This is a genomic window from Halorubrum sp. LN27 (assembly GCF_016635065.1).
GTDB classification, from domain to species: domain Archaea; phylum Halobacteriota; class Halobacteria; order Halobacteriales; family Haloferacaceae; genus Halorubrum; species Halorubrum salipaludis.
The window spans coordinates 1,449,409-1,461,824 of sequence record NZ_JAEPET010000001.1 but is presented as its reverse complement, the minus strand read 5'-3'; the positions used below and the strand labels follow the sequence as shown (position 1 = coordinate 1,461,824).

Genomic DNA, 12,416 nt, shown 5'->3' with positions numbered 1-12,416 from the left:
AATCGTTAAGTACCGGGAGTAACCATAAGCATTGTACATGTCACAAGACAGTCGATCCGACGCTGACCGTCTCACGCGCCGCCACTACGTGGCCGGCGCCGGTACCCTCGCGACCGTGGGAATCGCCGGCTGTGCCGGCGGCGACGGCAGCGACGGAAGCGACGGCAGCGACGGTTCGGACGGCAGTGACGGCTCCGACGGCAGTGACGGCTCCGACGGCAGTGACGGCTCCGACGGAAGCGACGGCGGGGCGGCCGGCCCCGTCGAGGTGCTGCACGGCTGGACCGGCGGCGACGGCGCCACGGCGGCCGAGGCGCTGGAGGAGGCGTTCAACGAGGCGCATCCCGACACCGACCTCGACATGAACCCCATCGGCGGCGGCGGCAACGAGAACCTCGACGCCGTCGTGGCAAACCGGCTCCAGAGCAACGACCCGCCGGGCGCGTTCGCCGGCTGGCCGGGCCCGAACCTCCAGCGCTACGAGGGCGCCCTCGGCAGCGTCGACGACGTCTGGGAGGAGAACGGGTTCGAAGACGCGATGGTCGAGGAGGCCGTCGAACTTCACCAGCAGGGCGGGAGCTACCGCGCCGTCCCGCTCGGATCGCACCGACTGAACTGCCTGTTCTACAACGTCTCCGTCGTCGAGGACGCCGGAATCGACGTCGAGTCGCTGGACAGCCCCGCGGCGCTCATCGACGCCTTCGAGACGGTCTCGAACGAGACCGACGCGGTCCCGATGACCCACGCGATGTCGGGGACGTGGACGACGACGCAGCTGTGGGCCGCCGTGATGCTCGGCGAGAACGGCTATCAGCCGTACATGGACTTCCTCGAAGGCGACGGCGACGAGGAGGCCGTCCGCGCGGCGTTCGATCGGACCGCCGAGATGCTGGAGAACCACATCAGCGACGACGCCGCCTCGCTCAACCTGACGCAGTCGAACCAGAAGATCATCAACGGCGAGGCCGCCTTCATCCACCAGGGTAACTGGGCGGCGGGCGCCTTCCGGAACGCGGAGGACTTCGACTACGAGGACGACTGGGGCTTCAAGACGTTCCCCGGGACGGAGGGGATGTACACCCTGCACTTCGACTCGTTCCTCTACCCGGCGGACAACCCGACGCCCGAGGCCTCGAAGACCTGGTCGGCGTTCGCCGGCAGCGAGGAGGCCCAGATCGCGTTCAACCAGTACAAGGGGTCGATCCCGACGCGGACGGACGTGAGCATGGACGAGTTCGGTCCGTACCTCCAGGAGACGGCCGAGGACTTCGCAAACGCGGAGTACCGCCCGCCGAACCTCCAGCACGGACTCGGCGTCACCTCGCAGACGATGACGGCGCTCAACGAGGTCATCTCCTCGGAGTTCACCGGGCCGTACAACGTCGACGCGGCGACGTCCGGGTTCCTGGACGCGGTGTCGAACTAAGTCCACCAGATGCTCGATTTTTACCGACGATTGCACCGCGCGATCAGCCCGACCTCGGGCGACGGAGACGAGCCTCGCACCGACGGCGGCGTCGTGAGCGACGGCGCTGCGGCGAACGCCGGCTCGGGTGACGATCCGGGACCGATAGCGCGGCTCAGCGCCGCGGTCGACGACCGCTTCGGGAGCGACTTCGCCGAGTCGTCGATATTCTGGCTCCCGCCGTTCCTGCTGATGGGGCTGTTCGTCTACGGCGCGGTCATCTGGAACCTCCTCATCTCGCTGACCGACTACCAGGGGTTCGCGAACGCACCGGACTACTCGGACCTCGACTTCGAGATGTACACGCGTGCGCTCGCGGACTCCGGCTTCATCGACGCCGCGGTCAACACGCTCATCCTGTTGATCGCGTTCACGGCGGGGACGCTCGCGGTCGGCCTCGTGCTCGCGATCCTCATCGACAGGGGGATCCGGTTCGAGAACACGTTCCGGACGATCTACCTCCTGCCGATGAGCCTCTCGTTCGTCGTGACCGCGCAGTTCTGGCTGTGGATCTACAACTACAACAACGGGATCGCCAACAGCGTCATCGGCGTGTTCGGCCTCGGACCGGTGAGCTGGCTCGGTAATCAGGCCGTCGTCCTCTACGCCGTCATCTTCGCGCTGATGTGGCAGTTCTCGGGGTACGCGATGGTCGTGTACCTCGCCGGGCTCCGCGCGATTCCGGACGAGCACTACGAGGCGGCCAAGGTCGACGGCGCGTCGACGCTGAAGATGTACTGGCGCGTGATCATTCCGCAGCTGAAGGGCGCGACGATCAGCGCCGCCGTGGTGCTGATGGTGTTCGGCATGAAGGCCTTCGACTTCCTCTACTCGCTCGTGGGGGGGTACCGGCCGCCGAACGGCGCCGACATCCTCGCGACGAAGATGGTCCGCGAGGCGTACTCCAACTCGCAGTGGGCGTACGGCGCGGCCATCGCGATCGTCCTCTTCGGGATGGCGCTCGCGGTCATCGGCCCCTACCTCGTCTACGAATACCGGAGGAATAACCTATGACCGACGACGAACTCCGAACCGACGGAAGCGGCGCGACGGCGAGAGCGACGGGAATCCGTCGGACTCTCGATCGGCTGACTGTCGAAGACCTCGCGCTGTACGTCGTGTTGGTCTTGGCCGCGGGGTTTTACCTCGTCCCCATCGAGTCGGGACTGGTCACCTCGTTCAAGACCGGCACCGCCATCATCGAGACGGCCCCGTTCGCTCCGCCGGGAGCGTCCGGGTTCACGTTCGAGAAGTGGCGGACGGCGATCGACGCCCTGCTGCGCGGCATGGGGAACAGCCTCCTGTACGCCGTGCCGGCGACGATCATCTCGGCGCTCATCGGGAGCGTCACGGCGTACGGACTGACGATTCCGAACTGGAAGGCGTCGTACAAGGCGCTGGTGCTCGCGCTCATCATCGCGGGGATCTTCATCCCGTACCAGGCGGTGCTGGTTCCGCTGACCCAGTTCTGGTCGCAGTGGGTCCAGCTCGGCGACGCGCTCTCGTTCGTCTGGGCGCTCGGGATCGACGACGACTACGTCGGGATCGTGGAGCTCGTGATCACCCACGTCGCCTACGGGATCCCGATCTGTACGCTCCTGTTCCGGACGTACTACAAGACGATGAGCGACGAGATGATGGAGTCGGCCCGCCTCGACGGCGCGTCGCTGCGCCGCGTCTACCGGCGGATCGTCCTGCCGCTTTCCGGGCCGATGTTCGCCGTGGTGCTCATCTACCAGTTCACGCAGATCTGGAACGACCTGCTGTTCACGCTGGTGATCGTCTCGACGGAGTCGAGCCCCGCGGCCCCGGTCGTGCTGATCCTCGCCGGGCTCGGGACCTCGATGGAGGGCCAGGACTTCGCGCTCCGGATGGCCGGGGCGTTCTTCGCGGCGCTCCCGACGCTCGCGGTGTACATCCTCTTCGGCGACGAATTCGCCGAGGGGGTGGCGGCGTGACCCGTACGCGCATGCGGATGGCGTGCGACGACACCGCGGTCCGCACGCGGACGGTGTGCGACGACACCGTGGTCCGTACGCGGATCCCGGGCGGGGCCGCCGACGCCCCGAGACGGGAGTCGGCGCGACGCGCAAACGACTACTCGACAGCGACCACAACTCAAAGACATGGCAACGCTTGAACTCGATTCGGTAACGAAGACGTTTCAGGACGGCGACGAGGAGGTCGTCGCCGTCGACGACATCTCGATGTCGATCGACGACGGGGAGTTCCTCGTCGTCGTCGGTCCGTCGGGCTGTGGAAAGTCCACGACGCTGCGGATGATCGCCGGCTTGGAGACGATCACCGATGGCACGCTCAGCATCGACGACCGGGTCGTCAACGACGTGAAGTCCCAGGACCGGGACATCGCAATGGTGTTCCAGTCGTACGCGCTCTACCCGCACATGAGCGTTCGGGAGAACATGTCGTTCGGACTCGAGGAGTCGACCGACCTCCCGGACGACGAGATCGCCCGGATGGTCACGGAGACGGGAGAGCTGCTCGACATCGGTGAGCTCCTGAATCGGAAGCCGAAGGACCTCTCCGGGGGCCAACAGCAGCGCGTCGCGCTCGGCCGCGCGATCGTCCGCGACCCCGAGGTGTTCCTGATGGACGAGCCGCTCAGCAACCTCGACGCGAAGCTCCGCGCAGAGATGCGCACGGAGCTCCAGCGGCTTCAGGACGACCTCGGCGTCACGACGGTGTACGTCACCCACGACCAGACCGAGGCGATGACGATGGGCGACCGGATCGCCATCCTCGACGGGGGCGAGCTACAGCAGATCGCCGAGCCGCTGAAGTGTTACCACGAGCCGGCCAACCAGTTCGTCGCGAGCTTCCTCGGTGAGCCCTCGATGAACTTCTTCGACGTGAGGCTCGACGGCGACCGGCTGGTCGGCGACGTCTTCGAGTACCCCGTCGGCGACGACGTGCGGTCGGACCTCGGGGAGACGACCGACCTCGTCTTCGGGATCCGGCCCGAGGCGGTCGAGCTCGTCGAGGGGAAGAGCGACGCGCACGAGTTCGAGATGACCGTCGACGTCGTCGAGCCGATGGGCGACGAGAACACGGTGTACCTCCACTTCGACCCCGACGCAGACCCCGAGTCCGCGGAGACGCTCGTCGCGACGATCGACGGGTTCACGCGCGTCAGCGAGGGTGACTCGGTGGTCGCGCGGATTCCGGAAGACGCGATCCACCTCTTCGACCGGGCCACGGGCGAGGCGCTCCACAACCGGTCGATGGAGGACGCCGCCGACCAGGTCGACCTCGCCTGACCGGACGCGGACCCGAGTTCGTCGCTTTTTCCGAGCCGCCTCACCAGTAGGCGGTCCGATCGACCCCCTCGGCGAGGAGCGCCGCGGCGGCGACGTGGGCGTAGGCGCACCACCCGAGCGCGAGGAGCGCGGCGACGCTCCGCGCGGCCGTCGCCGCGAGCGCGCTCCACGCGACGACGACGAGCACGGTCGCGCCGACCCACGCGAGGAAGTACGTGCTCGACGCCGTGCCGCGGAGGGCGTCCCGCCGGAGGCCGGCGCGGAGCCCCTCCCGAACACTCACGACGGCCGCCGCCGGGAAGAGGTAGCCGCAGGCGACCGTGACGAGCAGCGCGGCGGTCGCGAGGGTCGCGAGGGTCACGCCGCCGAGCGCGTCCGGGACCGTCCCGCTCGCGACGACGTAGCCGGCGGCGACCACGGTGACGGCCGCGGGGAGGAGGTAGACGGCGGCGACGCCGAACAGCCGGCCGGCGATCCGGGCCGTGGAACCCGTCGCCAGCGGCGGGAACCCGTCGCCCGCGAGGACGCCCCCGAGGAGGCCGAGCCACGCGAGGAGGGGGATGACGGCGAGCAGCAGCGGCGCGGCCAGCGACCAGTCGGGCCAGAGCCGCCCCGCGAACCGGACCAGCGCCCCGCACAGCAGGAGGGCGGCGAGGCACTTCGCGGTGCCGTCGAGCCGCGTTCGGTCGGCGAGTGGGTACCGGAGCGCGTCGAGGAACACGTCAGGTCCTCTCGCCGGCGCCGCGCAAAACGATGACGGTCGCGGGTCGGACCGCCCGCAGTCGGAGCGCTCGCAGAGGGTTCACGCCCGGGCGCGTCGCGCTCACTCGCGGACCCGCTCGACTTCGCGCCGAAGCCCGTCGCGGACGCGCTCGGCGATGTCGTCGGCGTCGCCGCGGTCGGCGGTCTCGGCGTCCTCCGTCTCCAGCAGGCGGTCGAGCTTGCGCTCGAACTCGCGCTCGTCGATCTCGCCGCGGGCGTAGCGCTCGCGGAGCGCGCGGAGGGCAGGGTCGTCGGGGGCGTCCGCGTCGCCGCCTTCGTCGCCCTCGTCCGGCAGCGGCTTCGTCAGCGTGTGGAGAACGGGCAGCGCCACGAACAGCCCGAAGAACCAGACGAGCGGCAGCGACCACCAGAGCCCGGTGACGAGCGGGGCCGCGACGCCGGCGCCGACGACGAGGACCGCGAACATCCGCCGCCAGCGGTGGCGGACGTTCCACGCGATCCGACGGGGGAGACCGGTCATACGTCGGTCGACGCCCGCGAGTGGCAAATCGGTTTCGTCGCGGAGCGGCGGGCGCGATCTCAGTCGAGTTCGAAGCGGAGCCGGTCGCCCGGGCCGACGCCGTTGCGCTCGCTCCACCCCCGCGGCACTTCGAGGACGTACCGGCCGGTTCCTGAATAGCGGGTGTACGGGCGCGACTCGGGCGCCGCCTCGTGGACCTCGGTGACGGTGCCGTCTGGGGCGACGAAGACGATGTCGAGCCCGAACGACATCCCGCGCATCACGTACCCGCGCTCGGCCGTCTCGTCGTGGACGAACAGCATCCCCTCGTCGGCCGCGAGCTCGTCGGTCTCGGAGAGGCCGACGTACTGCTTCGCGAGGCCGTCGGCGACGCGCGCCTCCACGACCGCGAGCGACTCGCCCGTCTCGCCGTCGACCGCCTCGACGGTCACGGTGTCGTAGCCCGCGATCAGGAGAGTCGGGTTCGCCGCGAGCGCGGCGGCAAAGAGGAGCGCGAGAGCGACGAGGACGCCGGCGATCGCGAGGAGACGGCGGTTCACGGTCGGTCCTCGGACCGCAGAAAGAAACCGTTTTCCGCTCCGAGCGGGTTTGAACCGGTGAGGGCTCGTGGTCTAGCTGGTTATGACGCGGCCTTTACAAGGCTGAGATCGGCGGTTCGAACCCGCCCGAGCCCACTTCCTGCGGCGAGCAATCCGCGAGCCGCAGGTGTGGCGGGCGCGGTTCGAACTACGCGAGACGAGCGAAGCGAGTCTCGCCATCGAGTTCGAACCCGCCCGAGCCCACTGTCGCTGTCGCGAGCAACCCGCGAGCGGCAGCGACATACCTGTTTGAGGGCGGATTCGAACCAGGGAACGGAGCGAGCGAAGTGAATGAGTTCGAACTCTCCGTGATCTCAGCCATACTCCACCCGGGGTTGAGCCACAGAGTGATTGAATATATACTACTCGAATACCAGCTTAGCGTTCTCTGATTCGCGTTGGTTGCATATGAGAGCGATAGATTCATCCATAATCCGACCGATGTGCGCTTGGATGCATGAGGGAGCGTGATTTAGGAGATACGGCGCCCGGAACGCTCGTCTCGTACGGGCGTGACTCCTACTACAAGCCCGAGCCGCTTCCGCCGTCACGGGAGCTGGATCTCACCGATCGGTTCTACGAGACGCTCGCGGACGCCACGTTCTGGCTGGGCCAGCTCAGCGGGATCAGTCGCGAACTCGACTTCCCGCCCCTCCTCTACACGTCTCTCTTGCGGAAGGAAGCGATGGAATCCGCCGAGATCGAGGGGGCAGATATCGACTACAACGCCCTCTACAGTCTCGAAACACGCGCTCTCGATGATTCGGTAGACGCCAACGCGCTCGCGTCCCGCTCGTCGTCGAAGACCACGAAGGACACGCGTGAGGTGCTGAACTACGAGCGAGCCGTCGAGGACGGTATTCGAGCGATAGACGACGGCGAATCGCTCAGCGTCGACCTGCTACACGCGCTCCACGAGACGCTTCTCAGCGGGGTCCCCGACGACCGCGTCGACACCGAGACCGTCGGAGAGTACAAGACGCGCCCGAACCACCTCGGGGACTTCCTTCCCCCAGTACCGGGCGTCGTCGATGGACTCATCGACGCGCTGATGACGTACTACCGGACGGGGGGGCGGTATCATCCCCTCATCGATATCGCGCTCTTTCACTACCAGTTCGAGACGATCCACCCCTACGGCGACGGAAACGGTCGGCTCGGACGCCTCCTGATCACGCTGCACCTGTACGATCACGGCTACCTGCAACGCCCGAACCTCTACCTGAGCGAGTACTTCAACCGGAACAAGCCGACCTACGTCGACCGGATGACGGCGGTACGGACGGACGGCGAGTGGGAGGCGTGGCTCGCGTTTTTCGTCGAGGGGATCGCCAAACAGGCCGAGGAATCCGTCACGCGCACGCTCGCGCTCGACGAGCTTCGACGGCGGTACGAGAACGAGTACGGTGGTGTCGCCTACACGAAAAATCGGCTCGCCTGCAAGCTCTTCGAACGGCCCTACCTGACGACCAAGACCGTCGCAAAATCGTTCGACGTCGACCACTCGACGGCGTCTCGCGCAATTGCCGCCCTAGAGGAAGACGGCGTTCTCGAAGAAGTTACCGGGAAAGCACGGAACAAGGAGTATCGGGCGAGAGAGATTTTCGAGATCCTCGAACGACCACCGCAGACCTACTAGTACAGATCCGCTCAGCCGTTCACCGATCAGTTGCAAACCGGCCATAGCGTTTTGTGCGCTCGCCGTGACGTAGGTCCCGCATGCCCGAAGAAACCGTTCACGAGTCGCGGAAATCTCGGAGCCGACAGGCGCTCGCAACCTACTTCCGGCGCATCGCGCGGGCGCTCGGGCGCGGGGAACCGGTCCCGGTCGACGACGCCGGCACCGTGACCGTCGACCCCGCGGCGGAACAGGAGGTCGAGATCGAGCTCGAACGCGAGGACGGGACGGTCCACTTCGAGGTCGAGATGGAATGGCCGGAGGCGGAGGGCGAGATCGACGACGAGGCCGCCGCGAGCAAGGCGACCTTCGAACTGTACGCGGACAGCGCCGGCGACTGGCGCTGGCGGCTCGTCCACGACAACGGGAACATCATCGCCGACGGCGGCGAGGGGTATTCCGACAAGCGCGACGCCGAGTCCGGCATCGAGAGCGTCCAGCGGAACGCCCCCGGCGCCCACGTCGTCGACGTCTCCCGCGACGAGGAGGCGCCGGAGGAGGGGGGCAGCGACGCGACCTTCGAGCTGTTCCGCGACAAGGCGGACGAGTACCGCTGGCGGCTCCGCCACGCCAACGGGAACGTCATCGCCGACGGCGGACAGGGGTACGCCTCCAAACAGAAGACGAAACAGGGCCTCAACAGCGTGAAGTCGAACGCGCCCGGCGCCGCCGTCGAGGAGCCGGACGACGAATCGGGCGACGAAACGGAAGAAGAGGAGTAATCGGCCGATGGTCCCCGACGACACCCCCTCCACCGACGACACCCCCTCGGACGACGGGATCGCCTCCGTCGACGCGCCCGCGACGGACACGAGTGAACCCGCCTCGAACGACTTCCTCGCGCCCGGCGACGACGCGCCCGCGGAGCTGGTCGACGTGCTCGTGTACGGGCTCGTCGGCGGGATCGCCGGCTCGGTCCTGTCGTTCGTTCCCTTCGCCACCGTGCTCGGCGGCGCGGTCGCCGGCTACCTCTGCGGCGGCCGGCCGGCGGACGCGCTCAAGACGGGCACGGTCGCCGGCGTCGTGATGACGCTGCCGTTCGCGGCCGTGGTGACCTTCCTGCTGTTCTTCCTCGGGATCGCCGGGGCGCCCGCGGAGTTCGGGATCGTCGCGCTGTTGGTGGTCGGTCTCGCGGCCGCCTACACCCTCGGGTCCGGGATCGTCGGCGGCTATCTCGGTCACTACCTCCGGGGGAGACTGTAGCCGCGGACCGCACCGCTTATTCGCCGCCCGTTGCTACCTCGGCCCGGACATGGACGCGCTCGACGCCAAGTACCCGTTCTTCGCGGCCGCCCGCGAGGCGGTCGCCGACGCCGCGGTGTCGCTACCGGAGCTCGTCGCGGCCGACGCGCCGGCGGTCGAGCGCGCCCGCGAGCGCGTGGAGCGCGCCCTGATGGACGGGACCGTCGCCTCCGAGAGCGGCGAGTTCCCCGCCGAGTCGGCCTACGACGCGCAGGCCGAGCTGCTCTCGTACCCGATCGCGCGGATCCTCGTCTCGCTTTTAGACTCCGAGCCCGCCATCGAGAAGTACGCCGCCGCCGAGGCCGCGACCGCGATCGACCGGATCCGCGGGGACCTCGCGACCGACGACGAGCTGCGGTCGGTGTCGACCCCGACCGTCGCCCTCGACGACGTGCTCGCGGAGTTCGACCTCGCGGACGCGGTGCGAGCGGAGCCACCCCGACCGGCTGCGGGAGCCGGCGGGAGCGGAGGAACCGGCGGTGCGGCCGCGGCCGGCGCCGCCTCCGGGACCGGCCGCGACCCCGAGCACTACTGGATCGCCGTGGGGCCGTACCTCCGGCTCACGTCGCCCTCGTGGGGCGAGTCGTGGCGGCTCGTCAACCGCGCGCTCGCCGACGGCGAGGTGCGCGTCTCCCGCGAGGAGCTGTTGGACGCGCTCGAGGCCGCCGTCGAGGACCGGGTCCGGGAGGGGCTCCCGTTCGAGCTCGCCGCCGGCGAGGGGATCGCCGCGGAGCTCGAGTCGGGCGTCGCGGACCTCAAGCGGCTGCTCTCGGAGCGCACCTACGCCGGCCCCGTCGACGTGGTCGCGCCCGACCTGTTCCCGCCCTGCATGCGGAACCTGATCGAGAAGGCCGAGCGCGGCACCGAGCTCTCCCCGCCGGAGGCGTTCGCGCTGATGGCATTCCTCGTCGGGATCGGCATGAGCCCCGACGAGGTGGTCGCGTTCTGCGCCGACACGAGCCTCGACGCCGAGGGAATCCGGTACCAGACCGAGTACCTCAGCGACGACCGAGGGAGCCAGTATCCGCCGCCGACGTGCGAGACGCTGGCGAACTACGGGATCTGTCACAACGAGGAGGACCACATGCAGGTCGCCGCCGACCCGCTCGCGTACTACGAGCGGCGCGTGACCGAGGCCGACGAGATCGCCGACTGGCGGGAGGAGAACGCGGACGCGACGGAAGCCGAAAGCCAATAGTCGTCGCCGGAGGCGAGTAGCCGTCTACTCGTCGTCGTCGTTCGCTCGGATGAGGTACGCGCCGACGAGCGCCATCAACAGGACGAACCCGGCGAGCAGCGCGACGAGGGCGATCGCACCGGTCTCCGGAAGCCCCTCGGAACCGCCGAACGCGACCCCGATCCCGACCAGTCCGGCGACGAAGACCGCCGCCGCCGACAGCGAGACCGCGATCTGCCGACGGAGCTCCGCGTCGATTTCCATGTCCGCGAGTTTCCGTCGCCGCTAAAAAAGGACTTCGATGAGGGCGCCGCGGTCGGCGGAACAGAGTCGGTGTGGCGGGTTCAACCGCGAAATCCCGGTTCTGAGTCCGTTTTGGCGCCGATCTTATCCGTTTTCGGCACCTATCTCGACGCGAAGCGAGGGACCCCCTCGCCGCCAACTATGACGCACATCAGAAACACACCCGCGTCAGCAGCCCCCGAACCGACTCCGTCGCGATCGCCGTCCTCGGCGTCGTCGCCGCCGTCGCCGCCGGGCAGCGAGGACGGGAACGATGACCGATCCGCCCGTGCCGCCGTAGAGGAGATGACGGTCCGCGCGCTCCGCGACCGGCGCTACGTCGTCGAGACCGACGGCGGGACCTACGTGGTCGCGCTCGACGCCGGCACATGCACCTGCCCGGACCACGCGATCCGCGGCTCGCGCTGTAAGCACCTCCGCCGCGTCGCGATGGAGGTGACCTCGGGGGTCGTCCCCGCGCCGGACGAGCGCGTCGGCGCCTGCGCGGTCTGCGGCGCGGAGACGTTCGTCCCGTTCGACGCCGGCGGCGCGCACCTCTGTGAGCGACACGCGTTCGAACCCGGCGCGGTCGTCCACGACCGCGAGACTGGAAAGCGGCTCGTCGTCGTGGAGGTCACGACAGAACGGGCCGACGCCTACCGGACCGACGAGGGGCGGGTCATCGCCGAGTACCCCACGAACGCCGACTACGGGGTCCACGAGCCCATCGTCGAGGCGGTGTACGCGGCGTCGATCCGCCCGGGGCGGAGCGTCGGCGACTGCGACAGGTACGGGTTCCCCGCGTCGCGGCTCACCCGGCCAAGTGACTGATGTCGCGGCGGAGCGTGTACCCCTTCGGGACGCCGACGGCGCCCAGGCAGTCCTCGCACAGGACCCGCTCGTAGTCGCGGTTCGTCTCCTTCTCGAGCAGCGAGACGTCTCCGATCGGGAACACCGACTCGCACCGATCGCACTCGACCTTGTCGCCGTCGACGATCTTCATCACGTCTCCGTATCCGAGATCGATATATAAACTCGCGGACGGCGTTATCACTCCGGATAGCGGGTCTCGATAAAAATCGGCGTTGAAGAGTCGGTCGACGCGGTCGGAGTCTCGCTCGTCCGGCGTTAGCCGAAGAGCTCGCCGAGACCTTCGCCGCCGTCGCCGTCTTCCTCGTCGTCGTCCGCCGCTTCCTCGGCGGCCTCCTCTTCGTCCTCGTCGTCGCCCTCGTCGGCCTCGTCGGCGTCCGCGGCGTCCGCGGAGCCGCCCGAGGCGGCGCCGGCGGCCGGGGCCGCGGCGGCCGTCTCGATGGCCTCCTCGATGTCGACGTCCTCCAGCGCGGCGACGAGCGCCTTGACGCGGGATTCCTCGACGTCGACGCCGGCGGCTTCGAGCACGCCGGTGACGTTTTCTTCGTTGATCTCTTCGCCAGTCTCGTTCAGGATGAGCGCAGCGTAAACGTATTCCATTGG

Annotated in this window: 15 protein-coding genes and 1 tRNA gene; 10 read left to right on the top strand and 6 right to left on the bottom strand. The window is 68.5% G+C overall.

What is annotated here, in order from left to right; all coding sequences use genetic code 11:
* Positions 1-268 precede the first annotated feature (268 nt).
* The 4 genes from JIN95_RS07160 to ugpC all read left to right on the top strand — a co-directional run bounded on the left by JIN95_RS07160 (position 269) and on the right by ugpC (position 4,743).
* On the top strand, positions 269-1,426 hold the full coding sequence (locus JIN95_RS07160) for an ABC transporter substrate-binding protein (protein WP_200532121.1): 1,158 nt from the start codon (positions 269-271) through the stop codon (positions 1,424-1,426).
* A gap of 9 nt (positions 1,427-1,435) precedes the next feature.
* Complete coding sequence (locus JIN95_RS07155; protein ID WP_095636878.1) at positions 1,436-2,479, top strand: sugar ABC transporter permease; 1,044 nt, start codon at positions 1,436-1,438, stop codon at positions 2,477-2,479.
* Entirely contained in the window at positions 2,476-3,423 is a 948-nt protein-coding gene (locus JIN95_RS07150) for a carbohydrate ABC transporter permease (protein ID WP_095636879.1), read from the top strand. Before JIN95_RS07155 ends, JIN95_RS07150 begins: the two co-directional genes overlap by 4 nt.
* Before the next feature lie 168 nt (positions 3,424-3,591).
* Positions 3,592-4,743: a sn-glycerol-3-phosphate ABC transporter ATP-binding protein UgpC gene (gene ugpC / locus JIN95_RS07145; RefSeq protein ID WP_095636880.1), complete on the top strand. Its 1,152-nt coding sequence runs from the start codon at positions 3,592-3,594 to the stop codon at positions 4,741-4,743.
* A 40-nt stretch (positions 4,744-4,783) separates the two neighbouring features.
* Here the strand turns inward: ugpC and JIN95_RS07140 are convergent, their stop codons facing one another.
* The 3 genes from JIN95_RS07140 to JIN95_RS07130 form a co-directional block, all read right to left on the bottom strand.
* A complete protein-coding gene (locus JIN95_RS07140; protein WP_200530957.1) occupies positions 4,784-5,464 on the bottom strand; it encodes a hypothetical protein in 681 nt (226 codons plus the stop codon).
* Positions 5,465-5,566: 102 nt separating this feature from the next.
* Positions 5,567-5,986: an SHOCT domain-containing protein gene (locus JIN95_RS07135; protein ID WP_200530956.1), complete on the bottom strand. Its 420-nt coding sequence runs from the start codon at positions 5,984-5,986 to the stop codon at positions 5,567-5,569.
* A 59-nt stretch (positions 5,987-6,045) separates the two neighbouring features.
* Positions 6,046-6,525 carry a DUF192 domain-containing protein gene (locus JIN95_RS07130; protein ID WP_200530955.1) on the bottom strand — a complete coding sequence of 160 codons (480 nt, stop codon included), beginning with the start codon at positions 6,523-6,525 and terminating at the stop codon, positions 6,046-6,048.
* A gap of 61 nt (positions 6,526-6,586) precedes the next feature.
* On the opposite strand from JIN95_RS07130, the gene JIN95_RS07125 reads away from it, so the two are divergent.
* The 5 genes from JIN95_RS07125 to JIN95_RS07105 all read left to right on the top strand — a co-directional run bounded on the left by JIN95_RS07125 (position 6,587) and on the right by JIN95_RS07105 (position 10,682).
* A tRNA-Val gene (locus tag JIN95_RS07125) sits at positions 6,587-6,660 on the top strand.
* Positions 6,661-7,021: 361 nt separating this feature from the next.
* Positions 7,022-8,203 carry a Fic family protein gene (locus JIN95_RS07120; RefSeq protein WP_200530954.1) on the top strand — a complete coding sequence of 394 codons (1,182 nt, stop codon included), beginning with the start codon at positions 7,022-7,024 and terminating at the stop codon, positions 8,201-8,203.
* 80 nt (positions 8,204-8,283) lie between these two features.
* Complete coding sequence (locus tag JIN95_RS07115) at positions 8,284-8,964, top strand: HVO_2922 family protein (protein ID WP_200530953.1); 681 nt, start codon at positions 8,284-8,286, stop codon at positions 8,962-8,964.
* Positions 8,965-8,971: 7 nt separating this feature from the next.
* On the top strand, positions 8,972-9,445 hold the full coding sequence (locus JIN95_RS07110) for a DUF5518 domain-containing protein (protein ID WP_200530952.1): 474 nt from the start codon (positions 8,972-8,974) through the stop codon (positions 9,443-9,445).
* 49 nt (positions 9,446-9,494) lie between these two features.
* Entirely contained in the window at positions 9,495-10,682 is a 1,188-nt protein-coding gene (locus tag JIN95_RS07105) for a DNA primase (RefSeq protein ID WP_095636887.1), read from the top strand.
* Between the two features lie 24 nt (positions 10,683-10,706).
* On the opposite strand, the gene JIN95_RS07100 is transcribed toward JIN95_RS07105, so the two are convergent.
* Positions 10,707-10,925, bottom strand: coding sequence for an LPXTG cell wall anchor domain-containing protein (locus tag JIN95_RS07100; protein ID WP_095636888.1), 219 nt, complete (start codon positions 10,923-10,925; stop codon positions 10,707-10,709).
* A 324-nt stretch (positions 10,926-11,249) separates the two neighbouring features.
* Here JIN95_RS07100 and JIN95_RS07095 point away from each other — a divergent pair, with 324 nt between their 5' ends.
* On the top strand, positions 11,250-11,774 hold the full coding sequence (locus tag JIN95_RS07095) for an SWIM zinc finger family protein (RefSeq protein WP_200530951.1): 525 nt from the start codon (positions 11,250-11,252) through the stop codon (positions 11,772-11,774).
* Here JIN95_RS07095 and JIN95_RS07090 read toward each other — a convergent pair.
* Together JIN95_RS07090 and rpl12p are read right to left on the bottom strand one after the other, a co-directional pair.
* Positions 11,755-11,946: a hypothetical protein gene (locus JIN95_RS07090; protein WP_095636890.1), complete on the bottom strand. Its 192-nt coding sequence runs from the start codon at positions 11,944-11,946 to the stop codon at positions 11,755-11,757. The two genes, JIN95_RS07095 and JIN95_RS07090, sit on opposite strands and share 20 nt — an antisense overlap.
* A gap of 125 nt (positions 11,947-12,071) precedes the next feature.
* Entirely contained in the window at positions 12,072-12,413 is a 342-nt protein-coding gene (rpl12p, locus tag JIN95_RS07085) for a 50S ribosomal protein P1 (RefSeq protein ID WP_200530950.1), read from the bottom strand.
* Positions 12,414-12,416: the final 3 nt, after the last annotated feature.

Coding starts and splice junctions, on each gene's coding strand:
- JIN95_RS07115 (WP_200530953.1), top strand. CDS start 8,284: ATGCCCGAAGAAACCGTTCACGAGTCGCGGAAATCTCGGAGCCGACAG.
- JIN95_RS07155 (WP_095636878.1), top strand. CDS start 1,436: ATGCTCGATTTTTACCGACGATTGCACCGCGCGATCAGCCCGACCTCG.
- JIN95_RS07090 (WP_095636890.1), bottom strand. CDS start 11,946: ATGAAGATCGTCGACGGCGACAAGGTCGAGTGCGATCGGTGCGAGTCG.
- ugpC (WP_095636880.1), top strand. CDS start 3,592: ATGGCAACGCTTGAACTCGATTCGGTAACGAAGACGTTTCAGGACGGC.
- JIN95_RS07120 (WP_200530954.1), top strand. CDS start 7,022: ATGAGGGAGCGTGATTTAGGAGATACGGCGCCCGGAACGCTCGTCTCG.
- rpl12p (WP_200530950.1), bottom strand. CDS start 12,413: ATGGAATACGTTTACGCTGCGCTCATCCTGAACGAGACTGGCGAAGAG.
- JIN95_RS07150 (WP_095636879.1), top strand. CDS start 2,476: ATGACCGACGACGAACTCCGAACCGACGGAAGCGGCGCGACGGCGAGA.
- JIN95_RS07105 (WP_095636887.1), top strand. CDS start 9,495: ATGGACGCGCTCGACGCCAAGTACCCGTTCTTCGCGGCCGCCCGCGAG.
- JIN95_RS07135 (WP_200530956.1), bottom strand. CDS start 5,986: ATGACCGGTCTCCCCCGTCGGATCGCGTGGAACGTCCGCCACCGCTGG.
- JIN95_RS07095 (WP_200530951.1), top strand. CDS start 11,250: ATGACGGTCCGCGCGCTCCGCGACCGGCGCTACGTCGTCGAGACCGAC.
- JIN95_RS07110 (WP_200530952.1), top strand. CDS start 8,972: ATGGTCCCCGACGACACCCCCTCCACCGACGACACCCCCTCGGACGAC.
- JIN95_RS07100 (WP_095636888.1), bottom strand. CDS start 10,925: ATGGAAATCGACGCGGAGCTCCGTCGGCAGATCGCGGTCTCGCTGTCG.